General features: G+C 44.5%; 15 protein-coding genes. 8 read left to right on the plus strand and 7 right to left on the minus strand.

Annotated features, from left to right (window positions below):
* Nucleotides 1–41: 41 nt before the first annotated feature.
* Both KIV41_RS16440 and fcrX read right to left on the minus strand, forming a co-directional pair.
* A complete protein-coding gene (locus tag KIV41_RS16440; RefSeq protein WP_252041696.1) occupies nt 42–623 on the minus strand; it encodes a type II secretion system protein in 582 nt (193 codons plus the stop codon).
* A gap of 75 nt (nt 624–698) precedes the next feature.
* Nucleotides 699–1,148: a ferric iron uptake transcriptional regulator FcrX gene (fcrX, locus tag KIV41_RS16445; protein WP_010446797.1), complete on the minus strand. Its 450-nt coding sequence runs from the start codon at nt 1,146–1,148 to the stop codon at nt 699–701.
* A gap of 199 nt (nt 1,149–1,347) precedes the next feature.
* On the opposite strand from fcrX, the gene KIV41_RS16450 reads away from it, so the two are divergent.
* A complete protein-coding gene (locus tag KIV41_RS16450; RefSeq protein ID WP_038885315.1) occupies nt 1,348–1,851 on the plus strand; it encodes a DUF4442 domain-containing protein in 504 nt (167 codons plus the stop codon).
* Nucleotides 1,852–1,905: 54 nt separating this feature from the next.
* Here the strand turns inward: KIV41_RS16450 and fldA are convergent, their stop codons facing one another.
* The 3 genes from fldA to KIV41_RS16465 form a co-directional block, all read right to left on the minus strand.
* Nucleotides 1,906–2,439 carry a flavodoxin FldA gene (gene fldA, locus KIV41_RS16455; protein WP_038885291.1) on the minus strand — a complete coding sequence of 178 codons (534 nt, stop codon included), beginning with the start codon at nt 2,437–2,439 and terminating at the stop codon, nt 1,906–1,908.
* 49 nt (nt 2,440–2,488) lie between these two features.
* Nucleotides 2,489–2,710, minus strand: a complete 222-nt coding sequence (locus KIV41_RS16460) for a DUF2788 domain-containing protein (RefSeq protein ID WP_010446802.1) — start codon at nt 2,708–2,710, stop codon at nt 2,489–2,491.
* Between the two features lie 112 nt (nt 2,711–2,822).
* Entirely contained in the window at nt 2,823–3,590 is a 768-nt protein-coding gene (locus KIV41_RS16465; RefSeq protein WP_285337028.1) for an alpha/beta fold hydrolase, read from the minus strand.
* A gap of 92 nt (nt 3,591–3,682) precedes the next feature.
* On the opposite strand from KIV41_RS16465, the gene seqA reads away from it, so the two are divergent.
* Both seqA and pgm read left to right on the plus strand, forming a co-directional pair.
* Complete coding sequence (seqA, locus tag KIV41_RS16470) at nt 3,683–4,225, plus strand: replication initiation negative regulator SeqA (protein WP_010446807.1); 543 nt, start codon at nt 3,683–3,685, stop codon at nt 4,223–4,225.
* A gap of 93 nt (nt 4,226–4,318) precedes the next feature.
* Nucleotides 4,319–5,965: a phosphoglucomutase (alpha-D-glucose-1,6-bisphosphate-dependent) gene (gene pgm, locus KIV41_RS16475; protein ID WP_285337029.1), complete on the plus strand. Its 1,647-nt coding sequence runs from the start codon at nt 4,319–4,321 to the stop codon at nt 5,963–5,965.
* A 281-nt stretch (nt 5,966–6,246) separates the two neighbouring features.
* On the opposite strand, the gene KIV41_RS16480 is transcribed toward pgm, so the two are convergent.
* Nucleotides 6,247–6,999, minus strand: coding sequence for a DUF1853 family protein (locus tag KIV41_RS16480; protein WP_285337030.1), 753 nt, complete (start codon nt 6,997–6,999; stop codon nt 6,247–6,249).
* 132 nt (nt 7,000–7,131) lie between these two features.
* Here KIV41_RS16480 and KIV41_RS16485 point away from each other — a divergent pair, with 132 nt between their 5' ends.
* Complete coding sequence (locus KIV41_RS16485) at nt 7,132–7,890, plus strand: Nif3-like dinuclear metal center hexameric protein (RefSeq protein ID WP_285337031.1); 759 nt, start codon at nt 7,132–7,134, stop codon at nt 7,888–7,890.
* Nucleotides 7,891–8,118: 228 nt separating this feature from the next.
* Here KIV41_RS16485 and KIV41_RS16490 read toward each other — a convergent pair whose 3' ends face one another.
* Nucleotides 8,119–9,408: a citrate synthase gene (locus KIV41_RS16490; protein WP_010446823.1), complete on the minus strand. Its 1,290-nt coding sequence runs from the start codon at nt 9,406–9,408 to the stop codon at nt 8,119–8,121.
* A 395-nt stretch (nt 9,409–9,803) separates the two neighbouring features.
* On the opposite strand from KIV41_RS16490, the gene sdhC reads away from it, so the two are divergent.
* Genes sdhC through KIV41_RS16510 form a run of 4 tightly spaced genes read left to right on the plus strand, consistent with a single transcriptional unit; the run spans nt 9,804 to nt 13,030 of the window.
* Nucleotides 9,804–10,196: a succinate dehydrogenase cytochrome b556 subunit gene (gene sdhC / locus KIV41_RS16495; RefSeq protein WP_005426687.1), complete on the plus strand. Its 393-nt coding sequence runs from the start codon at nt 9,804–9,806 to the stop codon at nt 10,194–10,196.
* The gene (gene sdhD, locus KIV41_RS16500; protein ID WP_010446829.1) at nt 10,190–10,534 is read left to right on the plus strand and encodes a succinate dehydrogenase, hydrophobic membrane anchor protein; all 345 of its coding nucleotides are present in this window, start codon (nt 10,190–10,192) and stop codon (nt 10,532–10,534) included. Before sdhC ends, sdhD begins: the two co-directional genes overlap by 7 nt.
* Nucleotides 10,535–12,301, plus strand: a complete 1,767-nt coding sequence (gene sdhA, locus KIV41_RS16505) for a succinate dehydrogenase flavoprotein subunit (RefSeq protein ID WP_010446832.1) — start codon at nt 10,535–10,537, stop codon at nt 12,299–12,301. It begins immediately after the preceding gene.
* Between the two features lie 18 nt (nt 12,302–12,319).
* Nucleotides 12,320–13,030, plus strand: coding sequence for a succinate dehydrogenase iron-sulfur subunit (locus KIV41_RS16510; RefSeq protein ID WP_038885285.1), 711 nt, complete (start codon nt 12,320–12,322; stop codon nt 13,028–13,030).
* Nucleotides 13,031–13,071: the final 41 nt, after the last annotated feature.

Below are 13,071 nucleotides of genomic sequence, written 5' to 3' on the forward strand. Positions count from 1 at the left end.
AATGCCAGCAATTGCTGGCATTTTTTGTTTGTACGTTAGTGTTAGAGACGTCCTGGTTTTGTTGTGGAAGCGGTACCTTGTTTAGAGTCATACCAAATCACAAACTGAGCGCTGTCAGGATCATCATCATATCCCTTTACTGTATATATGTAATAACATACAGACCAGTGACCAGAGCTGTCTTTTACTCTTTTTGTAATGAAGTCGACAGCATCATGCTGGTTATTGGAGTTAGATAAACGATATTCAGCCCCCAATAACGCTTCCCATACGGCGATACAGCCTGGGTTGTTCTTGCCAATGTTAAAAGGACTACCAATCTTACCGTTACTGTTACCTTTGTTGGTTCCTAGCGGATAGCCAAATTCATTTACATCCAGGCTTCCACCACCATATCCTTGTAAATTGACCTGAGCTTCAGGTGTAGCACCATTGGCGAGCCACTGACTCTGGGTGAACTTTACCCCGGTTTGGAGGTTTGTGGCGATATCTTCGATTTTAGCTAGATATGCATCGTCTTGAATGTTGAGAAATCTTGGCGCTGCTACGACAGCAAGAATACCAAGCACAAAGATCGCGATTACAAGCTCAAGCAGTGTAAAACCATTCTGCTGAGAATTCATGGCTACCTCCAAAACAAAAAACGCCAGCTTTACGCTAGCGTTTTAACCATAAATTACATAAACATCAACAACTATTTATTTTGATGGTTTATGTGCGTCAGGGTTGTCTTTGCAAGAGCCATCACTGCACTTACCGTAAAGGTATAAGCTGTGGTTAGTCAGCTGTACGTTGTATTGAGCTGCAATCTCTTTCTGGCGTTGCTCGATAATGTCATCTGAGAATTCAATAACCTCACCACAATCAAGACACACTAGGTGGTCGTGATGGTGCTGAGTTGAAAGTTCGAATACCGACTTGCCGCCTTCAAAATGGTGGCGAGTTACGATACCCGCATCATCAAACTGGTTTAGAACTCGATAAACAGTCGCAAGACCAATTTCTTCACCTAAATCGATAAGCTTCTTGTACAAATCTTCAGCGCTGATGTGTTGGCAGTCTGGCTGTTGTAGTACTTCTAAAATTTTTAGCCTAGGAAGCGTTACTTTAAGACCCGCATCCTTTAGCGCCTGATTGTTGTCTGACATATACTTTCCCGTTGGATCATCTGCAGCGATTTAACAGAATTCAATATTCCTACCATTATAGGTTAAGCCGCGTCAACAATAAACCACGAACTTCAAAGGGTTAATAGATTATTTTTGTAAATTGGGAACGGGTCGATTATATTACAGATCAGACCAGTTACAATTGCGTAACATGGAAATGTTAGAGGCATGGAAGGCAATGAATAAGCGACTCGCCAAAATATATAAGCCGGGAATAGTGAAGTTTGCGCTCAATATTTGGCCTCCTTTTTGGGGGGCTGGAATTAAAATCTTACATATTTCCGAGGACTTTCGAACAGTTAAAGTCCGACTGAAGCTTCGGTGGTGGAACAAAAATGCAAATCGAACCCAATATGGTGGCAGTATCTTCTCTCTGACCGATCCTGTTTATTCTCTGATGCTAATGGGCATTCTGCGAGAGGAATACTATGTATGGGACAAAGAGGCGAGCATTAACTTTATTAAACCTGGTCAAAGTGATTTGTATGCAGATTTCGAAGTGACCGATGGGATGTTAGATGAGATCTATCAGATGACGCGAAATGGAGAAAAGTGTTTTCCTGAATTCATCACTTATGTGAAAGACAAAGATGGTAACGTAGTGTCTGAAGTTAAACGTAAGCTATATGTACGTAAAAAGCCTCAGTATCGAGAAGAAGAAATTGCAACAGAAGCACCATAATCATCAGAGAAAAAAAGACCTCCCAATAGGAGGTCTTTCTTCATGAATGCTGTGTTAGCCTTCAAGCTCGGCTAGGCACATCTCTTCGTAGATTTGCTTAACCCAGTTTTCAACGCGTTCGTCAGTCAATTCAGGTTGACGATCTTCATCAATACATAGACCGACGAATTGACTGTCATCGCCTTCAACAAGTGCTTTAGACGCTTCAAACTCATAACCATCAGTTGAAGTGTGGCCTAGGATAGTACCGCCTTTTGCTTCAACGATATCACGCACTGTGCCCATCGCGTCACAGAAATACTCTGCGTAATCTTCTTGGTCACCACAACCGAAGATAGCCACAAGCTTAGTTGAGAAGTCTACTTGCTCAAGCTCTGGGAAGAAGTCATCCCAATCACATTGTGCTTCACCGTAGTACCAAGTTGGGATACCTAGAAGTAGAAGATCAAAGTTATCAATGTCTTCTTTGCTGCTTTTTGCGATGTCTTGAACGTGAACTAGCTGTTTACCTAGCTGCTTTTGAATCATCTTTGCAACGGCTTCAGTATTACCTGTGTCGCTACCGAAGAAGATACCTACACTTGCCATAGAGTCTATACCTTTACATTGTATGTTACTGGCGATGGGGGAGCCGGACTTAACCTAATCCAGTACCTTCCCAGCTTAGCTGAATAATGCCTTTAGCGATAAAACCAGCACAGCCTAGGAAAAGGACTAACCATACGATACGACGACCAAAAACAGGTACATTGCCTTGCTTGAGTACATCTTTTATTGCCATCCCGATGAAAAAGAAGATAGCAGCAAAAAGCAGATCGAGTCCAATTGACTCGAGCATGTCCATATAGTCGTATAGCATTGTCGTCCTTCATGCCAAAAAATCTTGGGCGCACTATACCACTGTTAATCCGTAAAGTTAATGCACTATAAGAAGGGTTAATTCAATAATTAGGCGTAGTTTTTCGAATTTGTTAACTCGAAATATATTTCCTGATCACGCGCATCACTTCGGCCGGCTTCTCGGCATGTAACCAGTGCCCGGTATTGGCAATAATGTGTGCTTTGGCGTTATTAAACTGGCGCTGAACCGCAGGCTGGTGCTCAGGCATTAAGTAATCTGAATCACCACCCTTAACAAACAAAGTGGGAATGTTTGTAGGTGCGATTTCTTGCCAGCCAATGATGTCGTTATAGTTGTTGAACAAACTCGCAACGTTAAAGCGCCAATCCATTTTGTCGCCATTTTTATACAACGATTTCGACAGGAACTGTCTGACGCCATCGATCTCAATATGTTGAGCGAGAATATCCATTGTTTGCTGGCGATTAGCTGGTTGCTCTTTGATGACTGCTTGCAAGCCATTAAATACGTTGTCGTGACGGTTGGTTTGGTAAGCCACGGGCGCCATATCCAGCACGACAAGTCGTTTAACAAGCTCAGGTGCTGCATCCACCAACTTCATAGCGACTTTTCCACCCATAGAGTGGCCGATGACAAGTGCAGGCTCAACCTTTAGATAGCGAAGTAAATCGGCCACATCTTGTGCTAGAACTTCATAATTGTGCGTGTCTGAATGGAAAGAAAGGCCATGATTTCGGAGATCGATACTGATCACCGAGTGATCCTGAACGAGATCGCGAGCCAGTAACCCTAGATTACTGAAACTTCCAAACAATCCATGAATCAAAACAACCGGTTGGCCTTGCCCTTCTTGCTTATAGTTGAGTAATGCTGACATTTTATCTTATTCGTGATGGGTTTAACGTGGAGTATCCGAGAGGATCTCGTTATAATCCCCCAGAGTTTAAACATTGAGAATGTGAAAAGCGAATGAAAACAATTGAGGTTGATGAGGATCTATACCGTTTTATTGCGAGCAAAACTCAGCATATCGGTGAAAGTGCCTCGGATATTTTACGACGCCTTTTGGACCTAGATGGTCAAAAACAGCAGCAAACAAGTGCTCCTGTATTAGAGCAGCCACAGGGAATTGTAGTAAGTAAAGATGCTGGTAAAGACGCGCAAATTGATACTGTGAAAGAAATGCGTTCGCTATTAATTTCGGATGAGTTCGCGTCACTTAAAAAAGCAATTGATCGTTTTATGTTGGTATTGTCAACATTACATAACCTGAACCCAGAAGGGTTTGCGCAAGCAACAAAGGTTAAAGGTCGCAAACGTGTATATTTTGCAGACAACGAAGAGACACTGTTAGCAAACGGTAATACAACCAAGCCTAAAGCTATTCCGGATACACCGTTTTGGGTGATTACCAATAACAATACCAGTCGTAAAAGACAGATGGTTGAGCAGGTAATGACACACATGGAGTTCCAACCTGACTTAATCGAAAAAGTAACAGGTTCAATCTAAAGAAACCTGATAGAAGCCTCATAATGTGTAGCGTTTAGCGGATATTATGAGGCTTTTTTAATTTTATTTGTATTTAAAGAAAGGATGTCAAACATGGCTATGCACCCTCGTGCTGGGCAAAAAGCGCAGCAGGAAGATCTTCACAATATCCCAGCACTCGTTGCTAACTACTTCTTACTTCAACCAGACGCAGCAAACGCAGAACACAAAGTTCAATTTGGTACTTCTGGTCACCGCGGTACTGCAGATAAGCACACTTTTAACGAAAACCACATTTTAGCCATCGCTCAAGCGGTAGCGGAAGTTCGTGCTGAGCAAGGTACAACAGGTCCACTGTTTGTAGGTAAAGACACGCATGCACTATCAGAGCCAGCATTTTCAAGTGTGATTGAAGTATTGATTGCAAATGGCGTGAAAGTGATTGTTCAACAAGACAACGGCTACACACCAACACCGGGTATTTCACACGCGATTCTGACTCACAACATCAAGCATGATGACAAAGCTGACGGTATTGTAATTACCCCATCGCATAACCCACCGCAAGACGGCGGCATCAAATACAACCCGACTCACGGTGGTCCAGCAGAGGCTGAACTGACTCAAGCAATCGAAGATCGTGCAAACGCGCTGATTGCTGAAGGTTTGCAAGGTGTTAAACGCCTACCACTGGCAGAAGCGAAAGCATCGGATCTGTTTGTCGAGATGGATTTGGTGAAGCCATACATCGATGATCTAGTGAATGTTATCGATATGGAAGCAATCCAAAAAGCAAACCTGAAGATTGGTGTAGATCCATTGGGTGGCAGTGGCATTGATTACTGGCGTCAAATTGGTCAGGCATACGACCTAGACCTAACGCTAGTAAGTGAAGCGATTGACCCTTCTTTCCAATTCATGTCTCTAGATAAAGACGGCGTTGTACGTATGGACTGTTCATCTCCTTACGCAATGGCAGGTTTGTTGGCACTGAAAGACGAATACGATCTAGCATTTGGTAACGATCCTGACTACGACCGTCATGGTATCGTAACGCCAAAAGGTTTGATGAACCCGAATCACTTCTTAGCGGTTTGTATCGATTACCTATACCGTCACCGTGACGCGTGGGGTAAAGATGTCGCTGTGGGTAAAACGCTAGTATCAAGTGCTCTGATTGACCGTGTTGTTGCAGATCTAGGTCGTGAGCTATGTGAAGTACCTGTTGGCTTCAAATGGTTTGTGGATGGCCTGTACACTGGTAAGTTCGGTTTCGGCGGTGAAGAAAGCGCTGGTGCGTCTTTCCTTCGTAAAGATGGTACGCCTTGGTCAACAGACAAAGACGGCATCTTGCTATGTCTTCTAGCGGCAGAGATCACTGCGGTAACGGGTAAGAACCCTCAAGATTACTATGAAGAGCTTGCAGCGAAGCACGGTGAATCTAAGTACAACCGTATTCAAGCTGTAGCAAATGGCCCACAAAAAGACGTACTGAAGAAGTTGTCGCCAGAAATGGTAGCGGCTGAAACTCTAGCAGGTGATACAATTACTGCTCGCTTAACGCACGCTCCAGGTAATGGCGCTGCAATCGGTGGTCTAAAAGTAACAACAACTAATGGCTGGTTTGCAGCTCGCCCATCAGGCACAGAAGATATCTACAAGATTTACTGTGAGAGTTTTAAAGGTGAAGAGCACCTAAAACAAATCGAAGCAGAAGCACAGGAAATCGTTAATCAAGTGTTTGCAGCCGCTGGTTTGTAATTCAAAGGATTAAGGTTTTGAAAGGGTCGACAATGTGTCGGCCCTTTTTTTGTTTGTTGAGAGGGAACGCTGTGCTTCGAGAGGCGAGAAAAAGAAAGAAATCCCCAACTCGCTCGTTCCTTACTCTTGAGGATGATGAATTAGATATACTGACTTTGATAACGTCTTTCCCGAAAGCGACGAAGGAACGTAGTCGTGAATCTCTTACAACTGTGAACATGGAGATTAGGACGTTGATATAACCTATCCACAGAAAACCAAAATAAAATCTTACCTCGTCTCTAGTTTGGCCAAGTATCTGGTACAACAAACCAAAATTCCCCGCTCTTAGTTTGAGCGTGAATGAACCTATCGGATGGCTTATTGATTGGCTCTAAGAACTCCTCATTGCCTATTGCCCAAAGCGGTTTAGAAAGGGCGTAAAGCGGCTCTTCGACTTGCTCCCATTGACTTTGATAGCACCAGTAACCGGATATTTGGCTTTGGTTTAGTTCGTATCCTAAACAGCTTGTTGGGATAGGTTCTGCAGAAAAAGGGTTAACGTAAAGACGTCCCTGCATCAGGAGGTGCTCACTCGGGATATGGTCTAAAGGCAGTTGCTGATGGAACTCTTCTCTCTGGCTCATCTTTAGCTGGTGGGTGAGCATACGTTCGAGTTTCTTATGCAGTTGGTCGTGTGCATTCGGGCCATACCAAATGCCTTCATGCAGTAAGTAGAATTTAATGGCGACTTCCCAATGCTCGTGTTGGTTTGTTTCCTGATTTTCGAGGATCAAATCGACGGCGCCAATTGTGCGACCGGTAGCATCATTGAGTTGAATCTCTTCGGCAACCAACTCATATCGAGAGGAGCAAGTCAGCAACTTGGTACAAAGATGTTGGTATAGAAAGCCGAGTCGTGGGTTGCCATCGTAATCTTCATTGTCTGGTAGCGGCAATGCCGGAATATCTTCAACAGTGACAAAGGGCGTTTGAAGTTTAAAAAGTGGTGGGGTGTTAGCAATCCATTGATAGAAACGTTGTAGAGAATTCATCCATTATCCTTGTTGTCACGGGCAAAGCGTCTTTATTGTATCTAAATTTATTTGACTTGGGGATGCCACAACTGGCATCTCGATTGCGGTTCGAGATACACTTTGCTCAAGCCACAAGTATTGGAAGTAAAAATGAATAATTTACAGCTGGAAAAGCTCCTTAACGAGAAACTGTCGCCGCAACTGATTAAAGACTATGCACCTAATGGTATGCAAGTAGAAGGCAAATTAGAAATCAAACGCATCGTGACAGGTGTCACTGCTTCACAAGCGCTGATCGATAAAGCCATCGAGTTAGATGCTGATGCACTGCTTGTTCACCACGGCTACTTTTGGAAAGGCGAGCCAGAGCCAATTCGTGGTATGAAAGGAAAGCGTATCCGTAGCTTGATCAAAAATGATATCAACCTATATGGCTACCACTTACCGTTAGACATTCATCCTGAACTAGGTAACAACGCAGAACTTGCACGCTTGCTAGACATTGAAGTGGAAGGCGGCTTAGAAGGGCATCCTCAATCGGTAGCGATGTTTGGTCGTTTGAAACAGGCAATGACAGGTGCCGACTTCGCGAACAAAATCAATCAAGTACTAAACCGTGAACCTTTGCATATTGCCCCTGGCAATGCAGACAAAATGATTGAGACAGTCGGCTGGTGTACTGGCGGTGGTCAGGATTTCATTGAGCTTGCTGCTCAGCATGGATTAGATGCATTTATTTCGGGTGAGATCTCGGAGCGCACCACTTACACGGCTCGTGAGTTAGACATTCATTATTTCTCAGCTGGCCACCATGCTACCGAACGTTACGGCATTAAAGCGTTGGGTGAGTGGTTAGCGCAGGAGCATGGCTTAGACGTCACGTTTATCGATATTGATAACCCAGTATAAAAGGGAAGGGCTTTGTCCTTTGCTATGAGAGACTGTTGTACTTCGGGATCTGAAGGGAAGAACAGATCCCCAACTCGCTCGTCCCTCGCTCTTGAGGATGACGAAGTACTCGGACCCCGCACGAGCGCTATCCCGCACCCATAGGGCTTCAGCTCGCTCCTGAGTTCCTTAAATAAAGAAAGGGTTGACGCTTTCACGCCAACCCTTATTTTTATTCGATTCTAACCGTTACTCACGCTCGTGCAATGGTGAGAACTCACGTTGAGTTTCACCAGTGTATAGCTGACGAGGACGACCGATTCGGTTTAGTGGGTCGCTGTGCATTTCGTTCCAGTGAGCGATCCAACCGATAGTACGAGAAATCGCGAAGATTACCGTAAACATCGATACAGGAATACCGATCGCTTTTAAGATGATGCCTGAGTAGAAGTCTACGTTCGGGTAAAGCTTCTTAGACACGAAGTATTCGTCAGAAAGTGCAATACGCTCAAGTTCCATTGCTACATCTAGTAGTGGATCTTTGATGTTCAGCTCTTTTAGAACTTCGTGACATGTTTCACGCATTACTGTTGCACGTGGGTCGTAGTTCTTGTAAACGCGGTGACCGAAGCCCATCAGACGGAATGGGTCATCTTTGTCTTTCGCACGCTCTACATACTCAGGAATGTTATCTACGCTGCCAATCTCTTCAAGCATCTTCAGACACGCTTCGTTTGCACCACCGTGTGCAGGACCCCATAGAGAAGCAATACCTGCGGCAATACACGCAAACGGGTTCGCGCCAGAAGAACCAGATAGACGAACCGTCGACGTTGAAGCGTTTTGCTCGTGATCTGCGTGAAGTGTGAAGATTTTATCCATCGCACGCGCAACAACAGGGTTTACTTCGTATTCTTCACATGGGTTTGCGTACATCATGTGTAAGAAGTTTTCTGCGTAGTTTAGGTCGTTACGAGGGTAAATAAACGGCTGGCCGATTGAGTACTTGTAACACATCGCCGCCAATGTTGGCATTTTCGATAGCAGACGGTAAGCCGCAATTTCGCGGTGCTCGTCGTTGTTGATATCTAGTGAATCGTGGTAGAAGGCCGCTAGTGCACCAACTACGCCACACATTACTGCCATTGGGTGAGCGTCGCGACGGAAGCCATGGAAGAAGCTTGCGATTTGCTCGTGGACCATAGTATGGCGAGTAACAGTTGTTTTAAATTGCTCGTATTGCTCACGGGTAGGGGCTTCGCCATAAAGCAGGATGTAACATACTTCCAAGTAATCTGCGTTATTGGCTAATTGATCAATCGGGTAACCGCGGTGCAAAAGAATACCTTTGCCGCCATCGATGTATGTGATTGATGATTCACAAGATGCAGTGGCAAGAAAACCTGGGTCAAAAGTAAAGTAACCATTGGCTCCCAGTTTACGAACATCAATTACAGGTGTACCTAGCGTACCGTCCATAATTGGCAGTTCGATCGGCGCATGACCTTCAACATGAAGGGTAGCTTTCTTATCCGCCATAACAATCTCCTTTGTTTATTATTTAATCCGTCCAGGATGTTTATGTGCCATTTTTGTACTGTTGTTAAAGCTTAAAGTCAATTTTTCTCCATTTTTGTGTGCACTTGTTATGATTTTTCTCATGAAAATCGTTAAAAATCTGTTCTATGTAGCATAATTTGTTACATCAATTGTATTAGAATGTTGCTGGTCGTATATTAGCACAGAAAATTTTAGTTAAATCCTTATAAATTCGGGGCTGGAAACAAAAGTGAGGTTTGTTTGTGGACTCCGGTTGTTAACAAAGTGTTTACAATTATCTCTAGGTATATTGCGAGTATTTGTTAATCAAATGTTAACTTTTGCACATTTGGAAGCTGAAATTAGTTATAACAATAAATGCTCAATGGAGCTGAGTGAGCAAGCCCGTGAAAGAAAGAAAGTCAAGACCTGTTAATTTAGATTTACAGACCATCCGCTTTCCCATCACAGCAATCGCGTCAATCCTACACCGAGTGTCGGGAGTGATTACGTTTGTTGCGGTGGGCATATTGCTTTGGTTACTGTCCATTTCTCTGTCATCCCCTATGGGTTTTATGGAAGCCGCTGACATTGTCGATAGCTTCTTCGTGAAATTCATTCTGTGGGGCATTCTAACTGCACTTGCCTACCACATTGCTGGTGGTGTTCGTCACCTACTGATGGACCTAGGCCACTTTGAAGAACTCGAATCCGGCGCGATGAGCGCGAAAGTCGCGTTTGGTGCTACTGCAGTGTTATCACTATTGGCGGGGATCTTGGTATGGTAAAACACGTTTCTTCATTTGGTCGTAATGGTGTCCACGATTTCTTATTGATTCGTGCATCAGCGATCATTATGACTTTATACACGATTTATCTGGTTAGCTTTTGTGCCTTCACAGATATCTCTTATGCATCTTGGACCCAATTCTTTGGTGGAACATTCACTAAAGTCTTCACCATGTTGGCACTTGTTTCAGTACTGATTCACGCGTGGATTGGTTTGTGGCAAGTATTAACCGATTACATTAAGTGCGCGAAACTTCGTGGTGCACTTCAACTTGGTGTTATTGCCGTGCTATTCGGCTATGTCTTCTCTGGTCTATTTATTCTGTGGGGTGCGTAAGTGTCTATTCCAGTTCGTGAGTTTGATGCCGTAGTAATCGGCGCTGGTGGTGCAGGTATGCGCGCTGCACTACAAATTTCAGAGCAAGGTCTTTCTTGTGCTTTGCTATCTAAAGTATTCCCAACTCGTTCACACACTGTTTCTGCTCAAGGTGGTATTACGGTTGCGCTAGGTAACGCGCACGAAGACCATTGGGAACAGCACATGTACGATACGGTTAAAGGTTCTGACTATATCGGTGACCAAGACGCAATCGAGTACATGTGTAAGAACGGTCCTGAATCTGTTATCGAGCTAGAGAAAATGGGTCTTCCTTTCTCTCGTTTTGATAACGGCACTATTTACCAACGCCCGTTTGGTGGTCAGTCAAAGAACTTTGGCGGTGAGCAAGCGGCACGTACAGCGGCAGCGGCTGACCGTACTGGTCACGCACTTCTGCACACGCTTTACCAACAGAACATCAAGCACAAAACAACGGTATTCTCTGAGTGGTATGCTCTTGATATCGTTAAAAATGAAGATGGTGTTGTTCTAGGCTGTACTGCGCTATGCATGGAAACGGGTGAAGTGTGCTACTTCAAATCGAAAGCAACTATCTTAGCAACTGGTGGTGCAGGCCGTATTTACGCATCAACAACTAACGCGCACATCAATACTGGTGATGGTGTTGGTATGGCACTTCGTGCGGGTGTTCCGATGCAAGATATGGAAATGTGGCAGTTCCACCCAACGGGTATCGCTGGCGCAGGTGTGCTTGTAACCGAAGGTTGTCGTGGCGAGGGTGGTTACCTTCTTAATAAAGACGGCGAGCGCTTCATGGAACGTTATGCACCTAACGCGAAAGACCTTGCTGGTCGTGACGTGGTTGCACGTTCAATGATGATTGAAATCCGTGAAGGTCGTGGCTGTGATGGCCCTTGGGGTCCACACATTAAACTGAAACTGGACCACCTGGGTAAAGAAACACTTGAGTCACGTCTACCTGGCGTTTGTGAACTGTCTCGTACATTTGCTCACGTTGATCCGGTCAAAGAGCCAATCCCTGTAATTCCTACTTGTCACTATATGATGGGTGGTATTCCTACTCAAGTATCAGGCCAAGCGATTCGTCAGGATGAGAATGGCGGTGACGTTGAAGTTCAAGGTCTATTTGCTTGTGGTGAGATTGCTTCTGTATCGGTACACGGTGCAAACCGTCTAGGTGGTAACTCACTACTTGACTTGGTGGTATTTGGTCGTGCGACGGGCCTTCATCTGGGTGAAACACTGCTTAAACAAGCTGACGCGAAACCTGCTACAGAAGCTGATATTGAACGTTCACTAGAGCGTTACAACCGTTGGGAAAATAGTACTGACGGTGAAGACCCAGCGCAAATTCGTAAAGACCTACAACAGTGTATGCAAAACAACTTCTCGGTATTCCGTGAAGGTGATGCAATGGCAAAAGGTCTAGTAGAGCTGAAAGCTATCCGTGAACGTCTGAAAAACGCTCACCTTGCTGATAAGTCGACTGAGTTCAACACACAACGTATTGAGTGTCTTGAACTAGAAAACTTGATGGAAACTGCTTATGCGACGGCGGTTGCGGCTAACTACCGCACAGAAAGCCGTGGTGCGCATGCTCGTTTTGACTTCCCAGACCGTGATGATGAGCAGTGGCTATGCCACTCTATCTACAACCCAGAAACGGAAGCAATGACGAAACGTGGTGTAAACATGGAGCCTATCCATCGTGAAGCATTTCCACCAAAAGCACGTACGTACTAAGGAAAGGAGGGTAATATTATGAAACTGAATTTCTCTTTGTACCGCTACAATCCTGATGTCGACCAAAAGCCGTACATGAAAGACTACACGCTTGAAGTGGAAGAAGGATCAGACATGATGCTTCTGGATGCCTTGATTCTATTAAAAGAGCAAGATCCTAGCATTGCGTTTCGTCGTTCATGCCGTGAAGGTGTATGTGGCTCTGATGGCCTAAACATGAACGGTAAGAATGGCCTTGCGTGTATTACGCCACTTTCAGCACTTCAAGGCGACCAGATTGTCATCCGTCCATTACCTGGTCTACCAGTAGTACGCGATCTTATCGTTGACATGACACAGTTCTACGATAACTATGCGAAAGTTAAGCCTTTCTTGATTGATGATGGTGCTCTACCACCATCTCGTGAAAACTTACAGTCGCCAGATGAGCGTGCCCATTTAGATGGATTGTACGAATGTATCATGTGTGCATGTTGTACAACGTCTTGTCCATCATTCTGGTGGAACCCAGATAAATTTATCGGCCCTGCTGGTCTTTTAGCGGCTTATCGCTGGCTAATTGATAGCCGAGATACAGCAACTGATGAACGTTTGTCCGATCTTGATGATGCATTTAGCGTTTTTCGTTGCCATGGCATCATGAATTGTGTAAGTGTTTGTCCTAAGGGGCTAAATCCTACGAAAGCCATCGGTCACATCAAGTCGATGCTAGTGAATCGTTCGATTTAATTAACAACAAAAATTGCCGCTCCACTTGGAGCGGCTCTTAA

This window comes from Vibrio sp. D401a (assembly GCF_030248515.1).
In the GTDB taxonomy this organism is placed as follows: domain Bacteria; phylum Pseudomonadota; class Gammaproteobacteria; order Enterobacterales; family Vibrionaceae; genus Vibrio; species Vibrio rotiferianus.